Raw genomic sequence first — 23,282 nt, 5'->3', positions numbered from 1 at the left:
TTTGGTCAGACCGCGCGCTCGACCATCATCTTCTTGATATGCGCAATTGCCTTGGCCGGGTTCAGGCCCTTGGGGCAGGTCTTGGCGCAGTTCATGATGGTGTGGCAGCGGTAGAGTTTGAACGGATCTTCCAGATTGTCCAAACGCTCGCCGGTCGCCTCGTCCCGGCTGTCGATGATCCAGCGGTAGGCATGCAGCAGCGCGGCCGGGCCAAGGTAGCGGTCGCCGTTCCACCAGTAGGAGGGGCAAGAGGTCGAGCAGGAGGCGCACATCACGCATTCATAAAGCCCGTCCAGTTTCTTGCGGTCCTCAATAGACTGCTTCCACTCCTTGGCCGGGCGGTTGGTCTTGGTCTCCAGCCACGGCATGATCGAGGCATGCTGGGCATAGAAATGCGTCAGATCCGGGATCAGGTCCTTGACCACCGGCATATGCGGCAGCGGGTAGATCGCCACATCGCCCTTGATCTCATCCATGCCATAGATACAGGCCAGTGTGTTGATGCCATCGATGTTCATCGCGCAGGAGCCGCAGATCCCCTCGCGGCAGGAGCGGCGAAAGGTCAGCGTCGGATCGATCTCGTTCTTGATCTTGATCAGCGCGTCCAGGACCATCGGGCCGCAGCTGTCCATGTCCAGAAAATAGGTATCAACCCGCGGGTTCTGGCCATCATCCGGGTTCCAGCGGTAGATCTTGAACTTGCGCACATTGCTGGCGCTCTCCGGCTTGGGCCAGGTTTTGCCGGTGGTGATACGGGAGTTCTTGGGGAGGCTGAATTGAACCATGATATCAACTCCTTGATCTGCCCGGCAAGCACAGGCCGCCTGCGGCATAGTTTTGTGTAGCCAGGGACCGCCGCGCGTTTGCCTGCACGGTGCCAGCCTTGGCCAATGTCTTGGCACATCCGCTTGCCGCCGCTTCTGGCGGCACGCGGGATTGATCGCCGGGCGTTCTCACCCCCCGGCCCTCAAAGAGGACCGGATGGTCGACCCGTCCTGCAAATACTGCAGGGCTCTTTGCTGTTCGGCCGGGGTCAGCTGGGGCCAAAGCTGGGCATCGCCGGGCATCAGCACATACCCTGACGGCAGCGGCAGGCTGCCGCCCGCGCTCCGCCCCTGCGCTGGAGGCGTGCCGTAGGTGTAGTTCACCACCGTGAAACCGCCGCCGGAAACACTTTCCGTTTCAACGGTTGCCCGCCGCGTCCGCACAGCCGTCTGGCCTGCCGCGGCCGCCTTGCGCTGGATACAGGCGTTCAGTGCCGCCGCACCTTCGGCAGTACCGCCTTCTCCCGGAACAGCATGGGGGGCGGCTGTGCCGGCGGGATACTCATAGGCCCCCGGAGCGTTCACCTCGAACATGCAGCTCAGGGCATAATCCGGCTGTTTGCCCCTGCCGCAGGCCGACAGGGCAGCCGCCGCTGCCAGCACCGCAATCAGGCCGGAACCGGTGAAGCGCATATCAGAAGGTCCGCGCTTTGGGGGCGATTTTCTTGAGGCTGATGCCGCCCTCGTCTTCGGTGGTCAGCGGGTCGGTGATCACCGGACGGTAGCTGAGCTCGACCTTGGTGCCGGTCTCGTCCACACGGCTGACGGTATGGACCCGCCAGTTCTCATCATCGCGCTCCGGGAAATCCTCATGCGCGTGGGCGCCGCGGCTTTCCTGGCGGGCTTCGGCGCTGACGATGGTGGAGATTGCCGAGGGCATCAGGTTGGTCAGCTCCAGCGTCTCCATCAGGTCGGAGTTCCAGACCAGCGACTGATCGGTGACATGCAGATCGCCCATCTTGCCGGCAATCTCCGTCATCGCCTCGACGCCTTCCTTCATGGTCTTGGCGGTGCGGAAGACGGCGGCATCGCGCTGCATGGTCTTCTGCATCTCCAGGCGCAGATCGGCGGTCGGGATCGCGCCCTTGGCATAGCGCAGCCCGTCGAACCGGTCGAACACCTTGGCGACCTTCTCCGCCGGCGCCTGCGGCACCGCGGCTTCGCGATCGACAACCTGGCCCGCGCGGATGGCGGAGGCGCGGCCGAAGACCACCAGGTCAATGAGCGAGTTGGACCCCAGACGGTTGGCGCCATGCACCGAGGCACAGCCCGCTTCGCCCACGGCCATCAGGCCTGGCACCACCGCGGTCGGATCGTCGGCAGTCGGGTTCAGCACCTCCCCCCAGTAATTGGTCGGGATACCGCCCATGTTGTAATGCACGGTGGGCAGAACCGGGATCGGCTCCTTGGTGACGTCGACACCTGCAAAGATCTTGGCACTTTCCGAAATCCCCGGCAGCCGCTCTGCCAGTGCCTCGGCCGGCAGGTGGCTGAGGTTCAGGTGGATATGGTCGCCCTCGGCGCCAACACCGCGGCCCTCGCGGATTTCCATCGTCATCGACCGGGAGACATAATCGCGCGGCGCCAGATCCTTGTACTGGGGCGCATAGCGCTCCATGAAGCGCTCGCCCTCGGAGTTGGTGAGGTAGCCGCCCTCGCCCCGCGCGCCCTCGGTGATCAGGCAGCCGGAGCCGTAAATGCCGGTCGGGTGGAACTGCACGAACTCGAGATCCTGCATTGGCAGCCCGGCGCGCATCACCATGCCGCCGCCGTCGCCGGTGCAGGTATGCGCCGAAGTGGCCGAGAAGTACGCGCGGCCATAGCCGCCGGTCGCCAGCACCACCATCTTGGCGTTGAAGACATGCATGGTGCCATCGTCCAGCTTCCAACAGACAACGCCCTGGCACTGGCCGTCATCGGACATCAGCAGATCGATGGCGAAATACTCGATATAGAATTCCGCGTTGTTCTTCAGGCTCTGGCCATAAAGCGTGTGCAGGATCGCGTGGCCGGTCCGGTCAGCGGCCGCACAGGTGCGCTGCACCGCAGGGCCTTCGCCGAACTCGGTGGTGTGGCCGCCAAAGGGCCGCTGGTAGATCTTGCCTTCTTCGGTGCGCGAGAACGGCACGCCGTAGTGGTCCAGCTCATAGACCGCCTTGGGGGCCTCGCGCGCCAGATACTCCATCGCGTCGGTATCGCCCAGCCAGTCCGAGCCCTTGACGGTGTCATACATATGCCACTGCCAGCTGTCCGGCCCCATATTGCCCAAGCTGGCGGCAATGCCGCCCTGCGCCGCCACGGTGTGCGACCGGGTCGGGAACACCTTGGTCACGCAAGCGGTGCGCAGGCCCTGTTCGGCCATGCCAAGGGTCGCACGCAGCCCGGCCCCGCCGGCACCAACAACCACGACATCATACTCGTGTGTTTCGTATTCATACGCTGCTGTCATCTTATCTGTTCCTTACCGCGTATTTCAGAGGGCGAGCTTGACGAGGGCGAAAAGGCCCGCAGCGATCAGCGTGTAGGCAAAGGCCGACACTGCGACGAGCGCGAGTTTGCCAGCAGCGCCATGCACGTAGTCCTCAATCGCTTCATGCGCCTCGCGCATGACATGCAGTGTGATCACGATCAGGCTCAGCCCCGTGGCAATCGCCGGGAACGGACGGCTGAAATAGGCCAGCACTTCTTCGTAGGAGCCGCCCAGGCCGTTGCCGAAAATGAAGATGAACAGCGGAACCAGCGGAACCAGCAGGATCGAGCTGACAAGCATCTGCCAATGGTGATGTGTCCCGGTGCCGCCGGCACCCAGCCCCTGCGCCCGTTTTCGGTCAGTCAGAAATCGCATATGATCGCTCCTTACACCACGAACACGGTGACAATGGTCAGGACAGTGGCACCAATGAACATGCCCTTGCCCAAATTTTCCGAGACAGCCACGTCCAGGCAGTAGCCGAAATCCCAGATCACGTGCCGAAGCCGGCCCAGCATGTGATACCAAAGCGCCCAGGCGGCGCCAAACAGCACCAGATCACCCAGCCAGCTGCGCAGCAGCCCGTCGATGAAGGCAAAGGCGGTTTCGGACGTCGCGGCGGCCAGCAGCCACCAGACCACCAGCAGAGCCAGAACCAGCGTCGCAATTCCCGTGATGCGGACCATGATCGACGAGATCGACGTCATCTGGGGACGGTAGTACGGCCCGATCATGAATGGCGAAAGCGGGCGGTTGCCCCGATTGACATCGGCCATGTTGGCTCCTTTCCGTTGGCTGACGACGTTTTAGCCGATTTTTACGTCGTGTCACCCGAAGGAAGGGTTAAAAACCTCGGGTTTTTGCGCTGTTGGCGCTAAAAGGCCACGCCTTGTGATCACACCGAATATTAAGTGATCACAAATTTACGAATTGGAAATTTTTTGCAGAATCACGAGGCCTTCTGCAAATCACTGCAAAGCCGCCCTCCTCCGTCCGGCATCATGCTGCAATGCAGCTGTCTGCCGGGCGACCTCGCGCACCAGCTTGCGCCGGATCCGGGATGGGTAGTCGGCAAAGCTGGCCGCGGTGACGACAAATGCCCCCTCGCCGCGGATCACGTTTTCAAAGAAATAGGCCGTCAGATCCGGCTCGCTCTGCTCGATGGCAATGGCGTTCACCGTGACGCCGGCGCCGGCCAGCGCGCCATGCGCCTCGCGCGGCTCGACCCCTTCGTTGGAAAACCCGTCACCGGACAGATCGATCACCCTGCGCTTGCACTGCGGCACCGCCGCGAACTGTTCCAGCGCCAGGAACAGCGCCTCGCCAACAGCCGTGGAATAGTTGCGCCAGGGCCGCGGCGCCTGTTCGATCCGCCGCGCCAGCGCCTCGACGTCGGCAAAACTCTGCACCTGCGCCCAGGGCAGCGTCACTTCCTGCCTTGTCTCCCCGGACCATTGCATCAGCAGCACCTGCGCCCGCCCCTTGACCAGCGCCTCAGAGACCACGCCGTCACGCAGGCCCGCCGCCAGCCCGTCCATCTGCACCCGGTATTCCTTGGCATCGACCGAACCGGAAACATCCACCGCCAGCACCAAGGCCAGATCGCAGGCCGCCGCCCGGAGCGGCCAGAAAGAAATCAGGGAGAAAACCAGAAGCTGCAAAATGCGCATGGAGCCAGCTTAGGCCGCAATTGCGCAAACGGTCATCACTTTTCTGCCAGCAAGGAATTTCCCTTGCGGCTTCTTTCTGGTGCGAAATACTCCGGGGGTGAGCAGGCCGCGCCTGCGAGGGGGCAGCGCCCCCCTCTATCACTTTGGCATCAAGGCCCAGTAGTCGAGATCCAGCAGCACGTCCGGCAGGTATTTGCCGTCCGCGCCCTTCAGCTCAAACGGCGCGCCGCCCTTGGTGGCCACCAGCCGCAGCCGGATCGCGCCAACACCCGGCGCGCTTGTGTCGGCCTTGTCCAGCACCTCGGACCAAGCCCGCACGGTCAGCCCGGACAGGCAGGGGTTGGCATGCGCCCCGCCGTTCAGGCCGACAATCATCTGCGCATTGGCCAGCCCGTTGAACGACAAGGTCCGCGCCATCGAGATCACGTGGCCGCCATAGATCAGCCGGGTGCCGTCGGGGCGCGCAGTGTTATCGAAATGCACCTTGGCGGTGTTCTGCCACAACCGGGTCGCCATCATGTGCTCGGCTTCCTCGATGGTGACGCCATCCACATGATCGATGGTCTCACCCACCTCATAATCGCCCCAGCGGTGCGGCTCGCCGGCCAGGGTGAAATCGTAATTGCTGAAATCCAGCCCGGCCGGGATTACCAGCTGCTCCGCCGGGATCACCTTGTTCAGTTCGGGGATCACGGTTTCGGGTGCCGGGGCCGAGATATCGCGTTTGCGCACCATCACCCAGCGCACGTACTCCATTACGCATTCGTCCCGCTGGTTCAGCCCGCGGGTGCGCACATAGACCACGCCCGATTTGCCGTTGGAATTCTGCTTGAGCCCGATCACCTCGGATTCCGAGCGCAGCGTGTCGCCGGGATAGACCGGCAGCAGCCAGCGGCCCTCGGCATAGCCGAGGTTCGCCAGCGCATTGAGGGAAATGTCCGGCACCGTCTTGCCGAACACCACATGGAAGGCCGCCAGATCATCCAGCGGCGCCGAGGGCAGACCAGAAGCCCGGGCAAATTCATCCGAAGAATAAAGCGCATGGCGCGCCGGGTAGAGCGCATGGTACAGCGCCCGCTCACCCCCCGACACCGTGCGCGGCACCGCATGGCGGATCACTTCGCCGACGGTGTAGTCCTCAAAAAAGCGGCCCGGATTGGTCTTGGCCATCAGTGTTCTCCCAGTTTGGTCTCAGGCGTGTAGGTTCCGTCCACGTCCTTCACCACCGCCTGGCCGCAGCGCATCACGCCGCGGGCCGCGTCAAAGGCGTAGACAGGCTCGCCCTGCAGCTCCCAGCCCTTGTTCAGCGCAGCCGTTACCTTGTGGCAGAAGGCAGAAGTGTCGTCTTCGGACAAAAATCGGTAGAGTTTCATGGCGTCATATCCTGCTAAAGGCCTATCCTGGGAAGGGCGACGGCCCGACCATGGAATGGACGTAGCCGATCACCCCCATCAGGACAATCGAAGCGGCAAAGAAGATGCCATCCTTGGCAAGCGGGCCCTTGGGGCGCGGCTGCCACTCCGGCTCGGACCGGTTGATCACGATAACTTCAACCACCGCCCAGGCCAGCAGCCCGCCGAACAGGATGATCGAGGCCAGGTCGCCATTGACCAGCAGATGCGCCGTGGCCCACAGCTTGAAGCCCGCCAGCATCGGATGGCGCATGCCGCTCAGCAGCGCGCCTTTCTTCGGTGCCGGGCTCATCATGTAGAGGGCAATCAGCACCAGCAGATTGTTGATATGCACCATGAAGGACGGCGGCGCCCAAACATGGATGAACTCCATGCTGCGGTAGCCCAGCACCATCATCACCACGCCGGCAACCAGCACCAGTGCAACCGCGCCGCGCCCGCCGTTGCCCATGGCGGCGCGCCGCTCCGGCGCCAGCCGCTTGAACAAGTGGCCGCCCCACCACAACAGGATGCCTATGAGCAAAAGCGTCATCTCAGTCTCCCAAAGCTGTTAACGCGTCAACAGCTAGGCCGAAAGCGCGGCGATTGCATCCGCTTTTGCCAGGATCTCACGCGCCGTCACCACATGCAGGTTCTCAACTATCCGGCCATCGACGACGGCAACACCCTGCCCTGCGGCCTGCGCCTCTTCAAATGCGGCGATCTGGCGGCGCGAGGTGTCGATCTCCCGCTCGGTCGGAGCAAAGGCGCCATTGGCCACCTTAACCTGCGCCGGGTGGATCAGCGTCTTGCCGTCAAAGCCCATGTCGCGGCCTTGCGCGCATTCCGCCGCCAGCCCCTCAACGTCCTTGAAAGCATTATAAACGCCATCGACGATCACCAGCCCCTCGGCCTTGGCCGCCAGCAGGCACAGTCCCAGCCCCGCCATCATCGGCATCCGGTCGGGCCGGTAGCGGGTCTGCAGCTCCTTGGCCAGGTCATTGGTGCCCATCACCATGCCCTGCAGCTTGGGATGCGCGGCAATCGCGGCTGCGTTCAGCATGCCGCGCGGGGTCTCCATCATTGCCCACAGCGGTATGTCCCCGGTGATCTCCGCCAGCGCATCCAGATCCTCCGGCGCGTTCACCTTGGGCAGAAGAATCGCATCGCAGTCCATCTGTGCGGCGGCCATCGCATCCTCGCGGCCCCATTCAGTATCCAGCCCATTGATCCGCACGATCTTCATCCGCGAACCGAACCCGCCCGCCTCCAGTGCCTGCGCCAAGGTCGCGCGGGCATTGGGTTTTTCGTCGACGGACACCGCATCCTCAAGGTCAAAGATCACCGCGTCCACCGGCAGGGTCTTGGCCTTCTCCAGCGCGCGGGGCTTGGAACCGGGGATATACAAAACCGAACGGTAAGGGCGCGCACGCGGGTCCATGCCAACTCTCCACAAGTCATATTGTTGCGCAAATCGGTATAGATTCGATTGTATACTTTCAAGTACAATTCCGCTGCAGCGCAGCAAAAACCTGACAGCATTTGCGGCAAGATGTTGATTTCCCGTGTGCTTTCTTAGCGTACGGGCGATTAACCACTTATCAGCACCTCCTCGGCAAACTGAAGGATATCAAGGCACAGGATCCCTGCCGCCGCACCGGCCGCACCTGACGCCCGCAGGCATGGGGCCTGCACTTTGTAATAAGTCACACACCGGCCCGCACAGGGACACCGGGGGCTGCCGTCAGGCACCCTGCTCTGTCCGGCCGTTCCGGAAAGGGTAAAACGAGATGAAACAGACACTTTTTGCACTGCCGGTTGCCCTGGCTGCGCTCACCCTGGCTGCCGCACCGGCCGCCGCCCAAAACCGCAACTGCGCGCCGCGCGACATGGTGATCAAGCGCCTGGCCGAGAAATACGGCGAAAGCCGCCAAAGCATCGGCATGGGTCAGCAGGGCATGGTGATGGAAACCTTTGCCTCCGGCGAGACAGGCTCCTGGACCATCACCGTGACCACCCCCAACGGCATGACCTGCCTGGTGGCCTCCGGCCAGTCCTATGAAGTGCTCGCAGAAGCACTGCCGGAGACCGACAGCGACGCCTAAGCAGACTGAGCAGTTATTGAGGCAGGTTTCCAGGCTGCAGGTTAAGCGGCCGGGGACGCCGCGCGGGCTGGCTCATGCGAGCAGTTGTCAGGTCAGCCCGTCCCAGATCAGCTTGGCGCCGGTCGCCGCCAGCAGCACATAGGTAAGCGCAAAGAACCAGCGCTCCGGGATGCTGTGATGCAGCCGCACCCCCAGCCAGGCACCAAGCAGCGCAAAGGGTGCCAGCGCCAGGTCCATCAGCAACGTTTCGCGGGTGAACAGCCCCAGCCCGGCATAAGGCACCGCCTTGGCAATATTGACCGCCCAGAAGATCAGCACGGTGCTGGCCTGATACTCTGTCTTCCGCAACTTCAGGCTGAGAAGATAGACCGCGGCGGGCGGGCCGCCCGCATGGCTGACAAAGCTGGTAAAGCCAACGGCCACTCCGGCAAACAGCCCCGCCCGGTCCGAAAGGCGCCCTGCAGCACCGGCTGAAAACCCCAGCCGCCCGCGCAGCTGCCACAGCACAAAGCCAACGGAAACGGCGCCGATCAGCACCCGCATCGCATCGTCATTCACCGCCGAATACAGCCAGGCGCCCAGCGCCACCCCGGGCAGCCCGCCGCCAATCAGCAGCAGCGACGCGCGCAAATTCCAGCGCCCCCAATAGGGCTTCAGCGTCGCCAGATCGATCAGCATCAGCAAAGGCAGCATCAGCGCCAGCGCCATTCCCGGCTCCAGCACCAGGGCCAGAATCGAAGCCGATGCAAAGGCGGCGCCGGATCCGAAACCGCCCTTGGACACGCCCGCGAAAACGACCGCAGGAATGGCAAAAACGAAAAACATAGCGTCAAATGCCATCATGACCCGCCTTCGAAAGCCCTAAATTCCTTGCGCTTTAGCGGTATCAGCACGGCATACGCAAGTATACAGAGCTCTTTGCCGCAGCGCAGAACCCTTGCACGGGGGGCCGTTACGCCGTAGGCATCAGGAAATTTCAACCGGACCGGAGACATTTCCCAATGGCACGACCCAAAATCGCCCTCATCGGCGCAGGTCAGATCGGCGGCACCCTCGCACACCTCGCAGCCCTCAAAGAACTTGGCGACGTTGTCCTCTTCGACATCGCCGAAGGCACCCCCGAAGGCAAGGCGCTGGACATCGCGGAATCCGGCCCCTCCGAAGGCTTCGACGCCTCCCTCAAGGGCACCCAGTCTTATGAGGACATCGCGGGCGCAGACGTCTGCATCGTCACCGCCGGCGTGCCGCGCAAGCCGGGCATGAGCCGCGACGATCTGCTGGGCATCAACCTGAAGGTGATGAAATCTGTCGGCGAAGGCATCCGCGACCACGCACCGGACGCATTCGTGATCTGCATCACCAATCCGCTGGACGCAATGGTCTGGGCACTGCGCGAGTTCTCCGGCCTGCCTCACGCCAAGGTCTGCGGCATGGCCGGCGTTCTGGACTCCGCCCGTTTCCGCCACTTCCTGGCCGAGGAATTCAACGTCTCCATGAAAGACGTCACCGCCTTTGTTCTGGGCGGCCATGGCGACACCATGGTGCCCTCCGTGCGCTATTCCACCGTTGCAGGCATCCCGCTGCCCGACCTGGTCAAGATGGGCTGGACCACCCAGGAGAAGCTGGACGCCATCGTCCAGCGCACCCGTGACGGCGGCGCCGAGATCGTTGGCCTGCTGAAAACCGGCTCCGCCTTCTATGCGCCAGCCACCTCGGCGATCGAAATGGCCGAAGCCTATCTGAAAGACCAGAAGCGTGTGCTGCCCTGCGCCGCCTACTGCACCGGCGAAATCGGCGTCAAGGACATGTATGTGGGCGTGCCCACCGTGATCGGCGCCGGCGGCATCGAGCGGATCGTCGACATCCAGCTGACCGAAGAAGAGCAGACCATGTTCGACAGCTCGGTCAACGCCGTGAAAGGCCTGGTTGACGCCTGCAAGGGCATCGACAGCTCGCTGGCCTAAGGCCCGCAGCGTCCCTTACGGTCAGGGGCCCGCCGCCGGCGGGCCCTTTTCTTTTGCCGCTTCCACGCCTGCGCCGCAACACAATGACGCTTCCGCCTTGCAATGCGGCGCTTGCGGCCTATGGCAGTGTTTCAAATCAACGCCGTTAAGCTTTCAAAAATTTGTGATCACACCCCCGAAACCCGTGATCACAAAACTCGAAAATCTTCATCATTTCCCGCCCTGCTGTCAAAAAAGCCTTTAACACTTGCCTTTAACACGGCCTATTGAAGACAGATTATTGCAGCCAGACGGGACAGTTTCAGATGAACATCCACGAATATCAGGCCAAAGCCCTCCTTCGCAGCTACGGTGCCCCGGTGTCCGACGGACGCGTGGTGCTGAAGGCCGAAGACGCCAAAACCGCAGCAGGCGAGCTCGACGGCCCGCTTTGGGTTGTCAAAGCGCAGATCCATGCGGGCGGTCGCGGCAAGGGCTCCTTCAAGGAAGCAGACGCCGGCGAAAAAGGCGGCGTGCGCCTGACCAAATCCGTGGAGGAAGCGGCCGAGGAAGCCAAGAAGATGCTGGGCCGCACCCTGGTCACCCATCAGACCGGCCCCGTCGGCAAGCAGGTGAACCGCATCTATATCGAGGCCGGTTCGGGCATCAAAACCGAGATGTACCTGGCGCTGCTGGTCGACCGCCAGACCTCGCGCATCTCCTTTGTCTGCTCCACCGAGGGCGGCATGGACATCGAGGAAGTGGCTGCCGCCACCCCGGAAAAGATCCTGTCCTTCTCGGTTGACCCGGCCACCGGCTATCAGGCCTACCACGGCCGCCGCATCGCGTTTTCGCTGGGCCTCAAGGGCGCCCAGGTCAAGCAATGCGTCAAGCTGATGGGCCAGCTGTACCAAGCCTTCGTCGAGAAGGACATGGAGATGCTGGAGATCAACCCGCTGATTGTCGGCGACGACGACAGCCTCAAGGTGCTGGACGCCAAGGTCGGCTTTGACGGCAACGCGGTCTACCGCCACGCCGACGTGGCCGAGCTGCGCGACACCACCGAGGAAGACCCGAAAGAACTGGAAGCCTCCAAATACGACCTGAACTACATCGCGCTCGACGGTGAGATCGGCTGCATGGTGAACGGCGCAGGCCTGGCGATGGCCACCATGGACATCATCAAACTTTACGGCGCGGAACCGGCCAACTTCCTCGACGTGGGCGGCGGCGCCACCAAGGAAAAGGTGACCGAAGCGTTCAAGATCATCACCTCCGACCCCAACGTCAAAGGCATCCTGGTCAACATCTTCGGCGGCATCATGCGCTGCGACGTGATCGCAGAGGGCGTGGTCGCCGCGGTGAAGGAAGTCGGCCTGCAGGTGCCGCTGGTGGTCCGCCTGGAGGGCACCAATGTCGAAAAAGGCAAGGAGATCATCAACACCTCCGGCCTCGACGTGATCGCTGCGGACGACCTGAAAGACGGCGCCGAAAAGATCGTGAAGGCGGTGAAGGGGTAACCGATGGCACTCGGGAATGTGCGTTCACTAAGAGTGGGGCTGTTAGGGGCAGGTCTGCTTTCCCTAGCAGCCTGCGTCACTCCGGAGCTGGAAAAACCCTCGGAAGCTCAGGCCCCAGAGGCCGAAAATACAGTGGCAAAGGCTGAACAGCCTGTGCAGTCGCTGAGTTACCGGGACGATTCTGGTGCCTTGACAAAGGCTTGCCTAAGTTCAGCCGGCGGAGATCTTCACGCAGGAGATCGTCTGATCGCTCATGGTTACACCAAGAAACGTTCCTTTGGCGACACTGTGTACATGAAATCACTACCGGTGACCTTAAAGTCTGCGTTCTCACAACGGCTGCATAGTATTTCTCTGGATGCCGGCTCCAATGGAACTTGCGTTCTTCGCTATTCGTCCATTGGCGAAGATGGACCCGCTCTAAGACGTACAATCGAAACGGACCTGGCACAGCTTGGTTACTCCCGAACCACACTACAAAGCCGCCGCGGCAGGCCCTACGAGGCTTACGTCCGCGGCGAACGTAAGGTTCGGATCTCCTTCAGCGAGGTCTACCAATACGGTTCTAATTCCGCTGTCATAATTTTCATTGAAAAGTAACCAGCGCTGGAAGTGGGAAATTTAGGGTAAGTTAATGAAAATCCTTCGCAAACACATAGCAGCATTGTCCATTTTTGGGACAGTAACTTTCGGAGGGGTGTCGGCCGCCGCCGCAAATGCTGACGTCGACAAACTATTTGAACTGTTTCAGGAAATTTGCCTAGCCCATCCTCTGCAAGTCACCAAAAGCGTCGCAAAACTTCAAAAGATTGAAGGTGTGAAAATTCAATCATTGGGCGGCGCCGAAGAAAACGATGCTCTTGTCTTGTTTGACGGAAAGCGCCGGATCTATGGCGGTGCCATGCGGGAAAACAAGACCCTGCAGCTGTGCACAGTTCACATCAAACCGGAAACTCGCCTGAAAGATGCGCTGCCTGCCGCGGTTGCAAAAATCCAAAGCGTCAGAGGCGTTTCCGAACAAATCCAACCTCAACCCAAAGGCCGTTACAAGTTTAGGTACAAGAACATGTTCTTGGTCGTGGAGGAACATAAGCGTCGGCTTCATTTTCTGATTGGGAACCGTTGATCCAAATTCAACTCGGTTCGTTCAAGCAGCTATCTCGAACTCCGAAGGCTCGCCATGCCGGCATCTTCCACCGCAGCCAAACAAGACGCACAGTCTAAGGACCCACATGAATGGCGCCCATCTACAACAAAAGCAGACTATCGCATCCAATGAGCAACGTGAGTTCCAAAGGTGCTTTTGGGTTCGAACGGGGCTGTTGTTCGTGAAAGCCGCCGCTTTCCTCATAAGCCTGCGGCAGGCCACGGGCCGGGCGGAGCTGATGCAGCGGGAGCTGGATCAGGCCGGGCTTGAGGCGACGCGCATCGACGCGGTGGACAGCACGGTTGTCAGCCGGGACGAGATGCTCAAGCAATGCAAGGATGAAGGCAACTGGGGCTATTTCCAGACCAAGGACATGGCCTGCACCCTCAGCCATGCCAGGGCCTGGGAGGCGTTTCTGAACTCAGATGCGGATGTGGCACTGATCCTGGAGGATGACGTCTTCCTGTCGCCCGACACCGGCGCCTGGCTCAAGGACCTGTCGTGGTGGCCCGCGGATGCCGGCATCGTCAAGTTCGAGCGCTGGCGGGCCAACCGGCTGCAGGTGGCGCTTGGCAAGGATGGCTTCACCCATCAGGGCCGCGAGGTCCGGCAGATGCTGTCGCGCCACGCAGGCGGCGCGGCTTATGTGATCTCGCGCCAGGCGGCGCAGCATCTTCTGGACAGCCGGCCGTTCTGCATCACGCTCGACAACCTCTTGTTCAACTTCGACGCCTCGCTGCCGGCCCGCGCCATCAAGGTCTACCAGGTCCAGCCGGCACTGGCCGAACAGGGCAATGACGCACCCGGCGAAATCTCCATCGGCCCGCCCCGCCACCGGCCCAAAGGCTGGCCGCTGATCCGCCAGAAACTCCGGCGCGGGATCTATGAATTCCGCGGCGGCTTCAGAGTACTTCCCAGCGTGGTCTTGGGGCGGGCCACCCTCGAAAAAATCCGCTTCGACGGCCGCGCATTGGCCACCCCGCAGAACCAACAGACACATACCGCTTGAAGGAACCTAGAACATGGCAGTCCTTATCGACGAAAACACCAAAGTCATCTGTCAGGGCTTCACCGGCTCGCAGGGCACATTCCACTCCGAACAGGCCATCGCCTATGGCACCCAGATGGTCGGCGGCGTGACCCCGGGCAAAGGCGGCCAGACCCACCTGAACCTGCCGGTCTTCAACTCCGTGCATGAAGCCAAGCATGTTACCGAAGCCAATGCTTCGGTGATCTACGTGCCGCCGCCCTTTGCCGCCAACTCGATCCTCGAAGCGATTGACGCTGAAATGGAAGTGATCGTTGCCATTACCGAGGGCATCCCGGTTCTGGACATGATGAAGGTGAAACGGGCGCTGGAAAACTCCTCCTCGATCCTGATCGGCCCCAACTGCCCCGGCGTGATCACTCCGGACGCCTGCAAGATCGGCATCATGCCCGGCCACATCCACAAGCGCGGCAACGTCGGTGTGGTTTCCCGCTCCGGCACCCTGACCTATGAGGCGGTCAAGCAAACCTCCGACGTGGGCCTGGGCCAGTCGACCTGCGTCGGCATCGGCGGCGACCCGATCAAGGGCACCGAGCATATCGACGTGCTGGAGTGGTTCCTGGCCGACGACGAGACCGAAAGCATCATCATGATCGGCGAAATCGGCGGCTCCGCCGAGGAAGAGGCCGCCCAGTTCCTGAAGGACGAGGCGAAAAAGGGCCGCTCCAAGCCAGTTGCGGGCTTCATCGCCGGGCGCACCGCTCCTCCGGGCCGCCGCATGGGCCACGCGGGCGCGATTGTCGCCGGCGGCAAGGGCGGTGCCGACGACAAGATCGAAGCGATGAAATCCGCAGGCATCGTGGTCGCCGAAAGCCCGGCCGGCCTCGGCGAAGCAGTGCTGAAAGCAATCGGCAAGTAACCGCGATGGTCGTCGTTTCACATACCCACCGCTTCATCTTTATGAAGACGCGGAAGACGGCTGGAACGTCGATCGAAATGCTGCTTGAGAGCCAGCTGGCTCCAAACGGCCATATCGTCAATGAAGCCTCGCCCGGCCTGCAATGGCCCGGCGGGATTTTCGGACACCGGCTGAAACGGGCGCTGCCTGATCCGGGCAGCGTCAGCGGCCCCTGGCGCGAGCACGTGCCGGCCAAGGCAGTGCGCAACCTGCTGGGGCGCAGCGTATGGAAAAGCTACTTCCGCTTCGCAGCCGTGCGCAATCCCTTTGACCGCGCAGTGTCCTTCTTCTTCTGGCGCAACAAGTTCGACAGCGTGCCACTGCCGAAAGACCACGCGGGCCAGAAGGCGCTGTTCCGCGAGTTCATTTTGCAAGGCGCCATGAAGACCGACCGGCCAGTCACCCATATCGGCGACCGGTTTATTCTCGACGATGTGATCCGCTACGAGCATCTGAACGCGGACCTGGTCCGCATCGGAAACAGGTTCGGCTTCAATCTCAGCCAGGCCTCCATGCCCGTCACCAAAGCGGACACTGGCCGCTCCAGACGCCCGGTTGCGGATTTCTTCGACCGTGAGACTGCCGCGGCGGTGCGCGCGCAAATGGCCTGGGTCTTTGAACGCTTCGACTACTCCCCCACCCCCGGCGGCGCGCCGGGCCGCGCACCAGCAGCTCCAGCGGGCTCGCAACCTGCCAATTCCGCGAAGGGCTGTTCGGCATGAGGCCCGGACCAGGCAAAGCCCCCGGTTCCAAGCGGACCGGATTGGCACGGCAAGGCGCGCTGCACCGGGGCGCCGCTTGCGTGTTTGCTTTGGGAAATGGCGCCCCGGTCAAAGCCGCAACCCTGGATGTCAATGACTGTTCCGGCCTTGCTTCTGCTTGCGGTCAGGAAGCCAGCAGCGACTTTGAAAGATTTGGCACAGTTTCCCGAATTTTTACCCGGGGGAAGTACTTCTTCCCCTTGGATACTCACCGTCAAGAAAACCCCGACCCTGTGAGGCTAAGATGACCGAACAAAGCCCCAACGACCTCTTCCACGCCTCCTCTTTCATGCAGGGGCACAATGCGGAGTATCTGGAGCAGCTTTATGCCCAATACGCCAATGACCCGAATGCGGTGGATGCCGCCTGGGCGGAGTTCTTCCGCCAGATGGGCGATGCCGAACTGGACGTGAAGGCCGAGGCGGCGGGCCCCTCCTGGGCGCGCAATGACTGGCCGCCGGCGCTGGATGATGATCTCACCGGCGCGCTGACCGGCGAATGGCCTGCCCCGGCAGAGGCCAAAGGCGCCGGCAAGAAGATCAAGGACAAAGCCTCAGCCAAGGGCGTTGAAGTCACCGACGATCAGATCCAGCGCGCGGTGCTGGACTCGATCCGGGCGCTGATGCTGATCCGCGCCTACCGGATCCGCGGCCATCTGTCCGCCGACCTGGACCCGCTGGGCATGCGCGCCGCCACCGCCCGGCCCGAACTGGACCCCAAGACCTACGGCTTCTCCGATGCCGATATGGACCGCCCGATCTTCCTCGACAACGTGCTGGGGCTGCAGGTGGCCACCATGCGCCAGATCGTCGAGATCGTGAAGCGCACCTACTGCGGCACCTTTGCGCTGCAGTACATGCATATTTCCGACCCCGAGCAGTCCTCCTGGCTGAAGGAGCGGATCGAGGGCTACAACAAGGAAATCAAGTTTACCCGCGAGGGCCGCAAGGCGATCCTGAACAAGATGGTCGAGGCCGAGGGCTTCGAGAAATTCCTGCACGTCAAATACACCGGGACCAAGCGGTTCGGCCTCGACGGCGGCGAAAGCCTCATTCCGGCGATGGAGCAGATCATCAAGCGCGGCGGCGCGCTGGGGGTGCAGGACATCGTCATCGGCATGCCGCACCGCGGCCGCCTCAACATCCTCGCCAACGTGATGCAGAAACCCTACCGCGCGATCTTCAACGAGTTCCAGGGCGGCAGCTTCAAGCCTGAGGATGTGGACGGCTCCGGCGACGTGAAATACCACCTCGGCGCTTCCTCGGACCGCGAATTCGACGGCAACAACGTGCACCTTTCCCTCACCGCCAACCCCTCGCACCTGGAGGCGGTGAACCCTGTGGTTCTGGGCAAGGTCCGCGCCAAACAGGACCAGCTGGGCGACAAAGACCGCAGCCGGGTTCTGCCGATCCTGTTGCACGGCGATGCCGCCTTTGCGGGCCAGGGCGTGGTGGCGGAATGCTTTGCCCTGTCGGGCCTCAAGGGCCACAAGGCCGGCGGCACCATGCATATCGTGGTGAACAACCAGATCGGTTTCACCACCGCACCGCATTTCTCGCGCTCCTCCCCCTACCCCACCGACAACGCGCTGGTGGTCGAGGCGCCGATTTTCCACGTCAACGGCGACGACCCGGAGGCGGTGGTGCACGCGGCTCGGGTCGCCACCGAATTCCGCCAGAAGTTCCACAAGGACGTGGTGCTGGACATCTTCTGCTACCGCCGGTTCGGGCACAACGAAGGCGACGAGCCGATGTTCACCAACCCGATCATGTACAAGAAGATCAAGGGCCATAAGACCACGCTCAGCCTTTATACCGACCGGCTGGTGCGCGACGGGCTGATCCCCGAGGGCGAGATCGAGGACATGAAGGCCGCCTTCCAGGCCCACCTGAACGAGGAGTTCGAGGCCGGCAAGGATTACAAGCCCAACAAGGCCGACTGGCTGGACGGCCGCTGGTCGCATCTGGACAAGAAGGACGCCGACTACCAGCGCGGCCGCACCGCCATCACGCCGGAAACCATGGCCGATATCGGCGCGTCGCTCAGCCGTGTGCCAGAAGGCTTCCCGCTGCACCGCACCGTCGGCCGGGTTCTGGACGCCCGCGGCAAGATGTTCGAAAGCGGCGAAGGCTTTGACTGGGCCACCGGCGAAGCGATGGCCTTCGGCTCCTTGATGCTGGAAGGCTACCCGGTGCGCCTTGCAGGCCAGGATGCCACCCGCGGCACCTTCTCGCAGCGCCATTCGGGCATCATCAACCAGGAGACCGAGGAGCGCTACTACCCGCTGAACAACATCCGCGCGGGCCAGTCGCAATATGAGGTGATCAACTCGGCGCTGTCGGAATATGCGGTGCTGGGTTTCGAATACGGCTATTCGCTGGCGGAACCGAACGCGCTGACCCTGTGGGAAGCGCAATTCGGCGACTTCGCCAACGGCGCCCAGATCATGTTCGACCAGTTCATCTCTTCGGGCGAAAGCAAATGGCTGCGGATGTCGGGCCTGGTCTGCCTGCTGCCGCACGGGTTTGAGGGCCAGGGCCCTGAGCACTCCTCCGCCCGCCTGGAGCGTTTCCTGCAGATGTGCGGCCAGGACAACTGGATCGTCGCCAACTGCACCACGCCGGCGAACTATTTCCACATCCTGCGCCGGCAGCTGCACCGCACCTTCCGCAAGCCGTTGATCCTGGTGACGCCCAAGTCGCTCCTGCGCCACAAGCTGGCGGTCTCGAAGGCAGAGGAATTCACCACCGGCTCCAGCTTCCACCGGGTGCTGTGGGATGACGCCCAGCACGGCAACTCCGACACCCGGCTGGTGCCGGACGACAAGATCAAGCGCGTCGTCATGTGCTCGGGCAAGGTCTACTTCGACCTTCTGGAAGAGCGCGATGCCCGCGGCATCGACGATGTCTACCTGATGCGGATCGAGCAGTTCTACCCGTTCCCGGCGATCTCGATGGTGAAGGAGCTGGAACGCTTCAAGCAGGCCGAAATGGTCTGGTGCCAGGAAGAACCCAAGAACCAGGGCGCCTGGACCTTCATCGAACCCAACATCGAATGGGTGCTGACCCGCATCAAGGCCAAGCACACACGGCCGGTCTATGCCGGCCGCGCCACCTCGGCCTCGCCTGCCACCGGCCTGGCCAGCCAGCATAAAGCCCAACAAGCAGCCCTCGTGAACGAAGCGCTGAGCATCTGAGGAAGAGAGACATGACAACCGAAGTCCGCGTACCCACCCTGGGCGAATCCGTGACCGAGGCCACCGTGGCCACCTGGTTCAAGAAACCCGGCGACTCTGTCAGCGCCGATGAAATGCTCTGCGAGCTGGAAACCGACAAGGTGACGGTGGAGGTGCCCTCGCCTGCCTCCGGCACCCTGGGCGAGATCGTGGCCGGCGAAGGCCAGACCGTCGGCGTCGACGCGCTTTTGGCCACCCTGACCGAGGCCAATGGCGCCGCCGCGGCCCCTGCCGCCCCCGCGGCAGCACCGGCTCCTGCTGCTGCGCCCTCCGGCGGCGATGGCGCACCGGTGCCGGTCATGGTCCCGGCACTTGGCGAGTTGGTCTCGGAGGCGACCGTGTCCTCCTGGTTCAAGAAAGTGGGCGACAGCGTTGCCCAGGACGAGATGCTGTGCGAGCTGGAAACCGACAAGGTCTCCGTCGAAGTGCCCGCCCCGGCGGCCGGCGTGCTGACCGAAATCATGGCCGCCGAAGGCGCCACCGTGCAGGCAACTTCCCAGCTGGGGGTGATCGCAGGCGGCGCTTCCGGCGCGGCTCCGGCCCCGGCGGCCCCCGCCGCGGCCCAGAACCCGGCCGTGGCAACTGCGGCGGCCAAGGATGTGGCCAATGCGCCCTCTGCCGAAAAGGCGATGGCCGAGGCCGGCCTCAACGCCTCGCAAGTCACCGGCACCGGCCGCGACGGGCGCATCATGAAGGAAGACGTCTCTGCTGCCGTGACCGCTGCCAAGGCCGCACCGGCGCCGGCCCCGTCACCTGCCCAGGTGCGCGGACCGGTGACGGCGGATGACGCGGCGCGCGAGGAGCGGATCAAGATGACCCGCCTGCGCCAGACCATCGCCAAACGCCTGAAGGACAGCCAGAACACCGCCGCCATGCTGACCACCTACAACGAGGTCGACATGACCGAGGTGATGGCGCTGCGCAACGAGTACAAGGACCTGTTCCTGAAGAAGCACGGCGTGAAACTGGGCTTCATGTCCTTCTTCACCAAGGCCTGCTGCCACGCGCTGAAGGAGGTGCCGGAAGTCAACGCCGAGATCGACGGCACCGACATCGTCTACAAGAACTTTGTCCACATGGGCATCGCCGCCGGCACCCCCACCGGCCTGGTTGTGCCGGTGATCCGCGATGCGGACGCGATGTCCTTTGCCGCCATTGAGAAGGCGATTGCCGAGAAAGGCGCCCGCGCCCGCGACGGCAAGCTGTCGATGGCGGAAATGCAGGGCGGCACTTTCACCATCTCCAACGGCGGCGTCTACGGCTCGCTGATGTCCTCGCCGATCCTGAACCCGCCGCAGTCCGGCATCCTCGGCATGCACAAGATCCAGGACCGTCCGATGGCGATCAACGGCCAGGTGGTGATCCGCCCGATGATGTATCTGGCGCTGAGCTATGACCACCGCATCGTCGACGGCAAAGGCGCCGTGACCTTCCTGGTCCGCGTCAAGGAAGCGCTGGAAGACCCGCGGCGTTTGCTGATGGATCTGTAAACCTTTGAGGGGAAAGCCTAGCCAGCCCTACAAAGTCAGCGCGCCCAAGATTGGTGAAAAACCCAACTATTGGGCGCGCTGGTGCGGAATAAAGTGTCCCGATTGCGGGCGTATTCAGTCACCGCTGGCTATGATGCGGACAAACCCTTGGAGGGGGGTGAATAAGACCGATTTTCACCTTTGCGGAACCTGCGGCACACACCTCTATCTGACCGGAAAATCCCGCCATTGGCGTTTCTTCCTAGTCGTCGTACCGATATTTTTCTCTGTAATAGTGCTCATCTCAATCGCATTTAGCTGGTTGGGCTGGGTGACAACTGAAAGCCTGAAAAAAGGTGAACCAACTTTCGGTGCCCTGCCTTTGATGATGATAACGACTTTCAGCGTGATAAGTGCCGTCAATGGACGCCGGGAAGAAGTCAAAAGTGTCAAACTTGAGGGCAGTTCAACCCAATGACCCTCCCGCTCTGGGGCCTTGTCTGCCTCTCGATCCTCGCCCTGATCCACGTGAGCTGCGACAGCTTCCTCTTGAAGCTCTCGGTGGGCAACGCCTGGACCGCAGGCCCGCGCGACACATCTGTCAGCCGCAGCGCGCTGGCGGGGCGGGCGCGGCGGGCCTTCACCAATTTCCTGGAAACCGCCCCGGTCTTCATCGCCCTGGCGCTGGTCGCGGAACTGGCAGGCCTGCAAAGCGCGCTGATTACCAGCGGCCTCTACACCTATCTCGCCGGCCGCGCCCTCTACCTGCCCGCTTACTTCAGCGGCGTGCCCTACTTGCGCACCGCAATCTGGCTGATTGCCACCAGCGGCCTCGCCGCCATGCTTGCGGGAGTGCTCCTCGCATGATGCTTCTTCTGGCCGAAAATATCCCGGGGGAGGCCCGCCAGGGCCGGGGGCAGCGCCCCCTTCCTGACACGGCCAGGCGCACGACGGGATTTCTTGAGCGTAATCAAAGCGCTCCCTTGCCATTCCGGTCCATCCTCTCTCCACTACGCAGTAAGGAGAAGACCGATGGCAACCCATGTTCTCTGGCAGGCCGATGTGGCCGATTTCGACGCCTGGCTCACCGTGTTCCGGCAGGACAAGCGCAACCGGCAGGCCGCGGGCATCACCGACATGAACGTCTGGAGCGATCCGGACCGGAAAAACCACGCCGTGGCGCTGTTCGCGATCACCGACCTGGAGAAAGCCCGCGCCTTCTTCGGCTCGGAGGAACTCGCCATGCACCTAGAACGCGACGGGGTCACCAATATCTCGATCAAGATGTTGACCCCCGTCTGATCCTAAGACCACTATCCCCTAACGCGTGTTCCGCCAAACGGAACCGGGGAGAACAGAGGAAAACCGACCCATGTCTCAATATGACGTCATCGTAATCGGCGCCGGCCCCGGCGGCTATGTCTGCGCCATCCGCTGCGCCCAGCTGGGACTGAAGACAGCTGTTGTCGAGGGGCGCGAGACCCTTGGCGGCACCTGCCTGAACGTCGGCTGCATTCCCTCCAAGGCGCTGCTGCATTCAACCCACCTGCTGCATGAGGCGGAGCACAACTTTGCCCATATGGGCCTCAAGGGCAAAAGCCCCTCGGTCGATTGGGACCAGATGAAGGCCTACAAGGACGAAGTGATCGGCCAGAACACCGGCGGCATCGAGTTTCTGTTCAAGAAGAACAAGATCGACTGGATCAAGGGCTGGGCCTCGATCCCGGCGGCCGGCAAGGTGCAGGTCGGCGACGCGGTGCACGAGACCAAGAACATCGTGATTGCCTCCGGCTCTGTCCCTGCCTCCATTCCGGGCGTGGAGATCGACGAGAAGATCGTGGTCTCCTCCACCGGCGCGCTGGAGCTGCCGAAGATCCCCAAGAAACTGGCCGTCATCGGCGCAGGCGTCATCGGGCTGGAACTGGGTTCGGTTTACGCCCGCCTCGGCTCTGAGGTCACCGTGGTGGAATACATGGACGCGGTCTGCCCTGGCATGGACAAGGACGTGCAGCGCTCGTTCAAGCGGATCCTGGAAAAGCAGGGCCTCAACATCATCCTGGGCGCCGCGGTGCAGGGGGTGGAGACCACCAAGACCAAGGCCAAGGTCAAGTATCAGCCCAAGAAGGGCGGCGATGAAGTCACTCTGGACGCCGATGTGGTGCTGGTGGCCACGGGCCGCAAACCCTACTCCGAAGGCCTCGGCCTGGATGCGCTTGGCGTCAAGATGACCGGGCGCGGCCAGATCGCCGCCGACAACCGCTGGCGCACCAATATCCCCGGCATCTATGCCATCGGCGATGTGATCGAAGGCCCGATGCTGGCCCACAAGGCCGAGGATGAGGGCATGGCGGTGGCCGAGGTGATTGCCGGCAAGCATGGCCATGTGAACTATGGCGTCATTCCGGGTGTTGTCTACACCACGCCTGAAGTGGCCACCGTGGGTCAGACCGAAGATTCGCTGAAGGCCGAAGGCAAGAAGATCAAGGTGGGCAAGTTCATGTTCATGGGCAACGCCCGCGCCAAGGCCGTCGGCCAGGCCGAGGGCGGCTTTGTCAAGATCATCACCGACGCAGAAACCGACCGCATCCTCGGCGCCGCGATCATCGGCCCGGCGGCGGGCGACATGATCCATGAACTCTGCGTGGCAATGGAATTCGGCGCCTCTGCCGAGGATGTGGCGCTCACCTGCCACGCCCACCCGACCTATTCCGAAGCCGTGCGCGAGGCCGCTCTGGCCTGCGGCGACGGGCCAATCCACAGCTAAGCGCCGGGCGAAGAGAATTCAGTGGAAAGGGCAGCTT

Annotated in this window: 25 protein-coding genes; 14 read left to right on the top strand and 11 right to left on the bottom strand. The window is 62.5% G+C overall.

The window, feature by feature from the left end:
- Positions 1-5: 5 nt before the first annotated feature.
- The 10 genes from ACXAEH_RS20110 to ACXAEH_RS20065 form a co-directional block, all read right to left on the bottom strand.
- Positions 6-785: a succinate dehydrogenase iron-sulfur subunit gene (locus ACXAEH_RS20110; protein ID WP_475035355.1), complete on the bottom strand. Its 780-nt coding sequence runs from the start codon at positions 783-785 to the stop codon at positions 6-8.
- A 168-nt stretch (positions 786-953) separates the two neighbouring features.
- Positions 954-1,457, bottom strand: a complete 504-nt coding sequence (locus ACXAEH_RS20105; protein WP_475035353.1) for a hypothetical protein — start codon at positions 1,455-1,457, stop codon at positions 954-956.
- A gap of 1 nt (position 1,458) precedes the next feature.
- Positions 1,459-3,273, bottom strand: coding sequence for a succinate dehydrogenase flavoprotein subunit (gene sdhA / locus ACXAEH_RS20100; RefSeq protein ID WP_475035352.1), 1,815 nt, complete (start codon positions 3,271-3,273; stop codon positions 1,459-1,461).
- A gap of 24 nt (positions 3,274-3,297) precedes the next feature.
- Entirely contained in the window at positions 3,298-3,669 is a 372-nt protein-coding gene (gene sdhD, locus ACXAEH_RS20095) for a succinate dehydrogenase, hydrophobic membrane anchor protein (protein WP_475035350.1), read from the bottom strand.
- Positions 3,670-3,680: 11 nt separating this feature from the next.
- Positions 3,681-4,070: a succinate dehydrogenase, cytochrome b556 subunit gene (gene sdhC / locus ACXAEH_RS20090; RefSeq protein WP_475035348.1), complete on the bottom strand. Its 390-nt coding sequence runs from the start codon at positions 4,068-4,070 to the stop codon at positions 3,681-3,683.
- A 192-nt stretch (positions 4,071-4,262) separates the two neighbouring features.
- Complete coding sequence (locus ACXAEH_RS20085; RefSeq protein WP_475035347.1) at positions 4,263-4,964, bottom strand: DUF1194 domain-containing protein; 702 nt, start codon at positions 4,962-4,964, stop codon at positions 4,263-4,265.
- Between the two features lie 138 nt (positions 4,965-5,102).
- On the bottom strand, positions 5,103-6,134 hold the full coding sequence (locus ACXAEH_RS20080; protein WP_475035346.1) for a MaoC family dehydratase: 1,032 nt from the start codon (positions 6,132-6,134) through the stop codon (positions 5,103-5,105).
- Positions 6,134-6,337, bottom strand: coding sequence for a DUF1737 domain-containing protein (locus ACXAEH_RS20075; protein WP_039159793.1), 204 nt, complete (start codon positions 6,335-6,337; stop codon positions 6,134-6,136). Before ACXAEH_RS20075 ends, ACXAEH_RS20080 begins: the two co-directional genes overlap by 1 nt.
- Before the next feature lie 22 nt (positions 6,338-6,359).
- Positions 6,360-6,908, bottom strand: coding sequence for an NnrU family protein (locus ACXAEH_RS20070; RefSeq protein ID WP_475035344.1), 549 nt, complete (start codon positions 6,906-6,908; stop codon positions 6,360-6,362).
- Between the two features lie 33 nt (positions 6,909-6,941).
- A complete protein-coding gene (locus ACXAEH_RS20065) occupies positions 6,942-7,796 on the bottom strand; it encodes an HpcH/HpaI aldolase/citrate lyase family protein (RefSeq protein WP_475035343.1) in 855 nt (284 codons plus the stop codon).
- 349 nt (positions 7,797-8,145) lie between these two features.
- Here ACXAEH_RS20065 and ACXAEH_RS20060 point away from each other — a divergent pair, with 349 nt between their 5' ends.
- On the top strand, positions 8,146-8,460 hold the full coding sequence (locus ACXAEH_RS20060) for a hypothetical protein (protein ID WP_475035341.1): 315 nt from the start codon (positions 8,146-8,148) through the stop codon (positions 8,458-8,460).
- A gap of 87 nt (positions 8,461-8,547) precedes the next feature.
- On the opposite strand, the gene ACXAEH_RS20055 is transcribed toward ACXAEH_RS20060, so the two are convergent.
- Positions 8,548-9,303, bottom strand: a complete 756-nt coding sequence (locus ACXAEH_RS20055) for a sulfite exporter TauE/SafE family protein (RefSeq protein WP_475035339.1) — start codon at positions 9,301-9,303, stop codon at positions 8,548-8,550.
- A 158-nt stretch (positions 9,304-9,461) separates the two neighbouring features.
- Between ACXAEH_RS20055 and mdh the strand changes: the two genes are divergently transcribed.
- From mdh to lpdA, 13 genes are all read left to right on the top strand, one after another.
- On the top strand, positions 9,462-10,424 hold the full coding sequence (gene mdh / locus ACXAEH_RS20050; RefSeq protein WP_475035338.1) for a malate dehydrogenase: 963 nt from the start codon (positions 9,462-9,464) through the stop codon (positions 10,422-10,424).
- A 305-nt stretch (positions 10,425-10,729) separates the two neighbouring features.
- On the top strand, positions 10,730-11,923 hold the full coding sequence (gene sucC, locus ACXAEH_RS20045) for an ADP-forming succinate--CoA ligase subunit beta (RefSeq protein ID WP_475035337.1): 1,194 nt from the start codon (positions 10,730-10,732) through the stop codon (positions 11,921-11,923).
- Positions 11,924-11,926: 3 nt separating this feature from the next.
- Complete coding sequence (locus tag ACXAEH_RS20040) at positions 11,927-12,523, top strand: hypothetical protein (RefSeq protein ID WP_475035335.1); 597 nt, start codon at positions 11,927-11,929, stop codon at positions 12,521-12,523.
- 34 nt (positions 12,524-12,557) lie between these two features.
- Positions 12,558-13,049, top strand: a complete 492-nt coding sequence (locus ACXAEH_RS20035; RefSeq protein WP_475035333.1) for a hypothetical protein — start codon at positions 12,558-12,560, stop codon at positions 13,047-13,049.
- 202 nt (positions 13,050-13,251) lie between these two features.
- Positions 13,252-14,079: a glycosyltransferase family 25 protein gene (locus ACXAEH_RS20030; RefSeq protein ID WP_475035331.1), complete on the top strand. Its 828-nt coding sequence runs from the start codon at positions 13,252-13,254 to the stop codon at positions 14,077-14,079.
- Positions 14,080-14,092: 13 nt separating this feature from the next.
- Entirely contained in the window at positions 14,093-14,977 is an 885-nt protein-coding gene (sucD, locus tag ACXAEH_RS20025; RefSeq protein ID WP_475035329.1) for a succinate--CoA ligase subunit alpha, read from the top strand.
- 5 nt (positions 14,978-14,982) lie between these two features.
- The gene (locus ACXAEH_RS20020; protein WP_475035326.1) at positions 14,983-15,738 is read left to right on the top strand and encodes a sulfotransferase family 2 domain-containing protein; all 756 of its coding nucleotides are present in this window, start codon (positions 14,983-14,985) and stop codon (positions 15,736-15,738) included.
- 283 nt (positions 15,739-16,021) lie between these two features.
- Complete coding sequence (locus ACXAEH_RS20015) at positions 16,022-18,973, top strand: 2-oxoglutarate dehydrogenase E1 component (protein WP_475035325.1); 2,952 nt, start codon at positions 16,022-16,024, stop codon at positions 18,971-18,973.
- Between the two features lie 11 nt (positions 18,974-18,984).
- Positions 18,985-20,502, top strand: a complete 1,518-nt coding sequence (odhB, locus tag ACXAEH_RS20010; RefSeq protein ID WP_475035324.1) for a 2-oxoglutarate dehydrogenase complex dihydrolipoyllysine-residue succinyltransferase — start codon at positions 18,985-18,987, stop codon at positions 20,500-20,502.
- 157 nt (positions 20,503-20,659) lie between these two features.
- On the top strand, positions 20,660-20,959 hold the full coding sequence (locus ACXAEH_RS20005; protein ID WP_475035323.1) for a hypothetical protein: 300 nt from the start codon (positions 20,660-20,662) through the stop codon (positions 20,957-20,959).
- Positions 20,956-21,348 (top strand): MAPEG family protein, encoded by a 393-nt coding sequence (locus ACXAEH_RS20000; RefSeq protein ID WP_475035321.1) that lies wholly within the window; start codon positions 20,956-20,958, stop codon positions 21,346-21,348. The genes ACXAEH_RS20005 and ACXAEH_RS20000 overlap by 4 nt, the downstream gene beginning before the upstream one ends.
- 165 nt (positions 21,349-21,513) lie before the next feature.
- Positions 21,514-21,783 (top strand): hypothetical protein, encoded by a 270-nt coding sequence (locus ACXAEH_RS19995; protein ID WP_174146125.1) that lies wholly within the window; start codon positions 21,514-21,516, stop codon positions 21,781-21,783.
- 70 nt (positions 21,784-21,853) lie between these two features.
- Complete coding sequence (lpdA, locus tag ACXAEH_RS19990) at positions 21,854-23,245, top strand: dihydrolipoyl dehydrogenase (protein ID WP_475035320.1); 1,392 nt, start codon at positions 21,854-21,856, stop codon at positions 23,243-23,245.
- Positions 23,246-23,282: the final 37 nt, after the last annotated feature.

It is taken from the genome of Leisingera sp. ABM4_060, from assembly GCF_056158765.1.
Note: the sequence above shows the minus strand (reverse complement) of the source record. Positions and strands in the feature narration are given on the sequence as shown.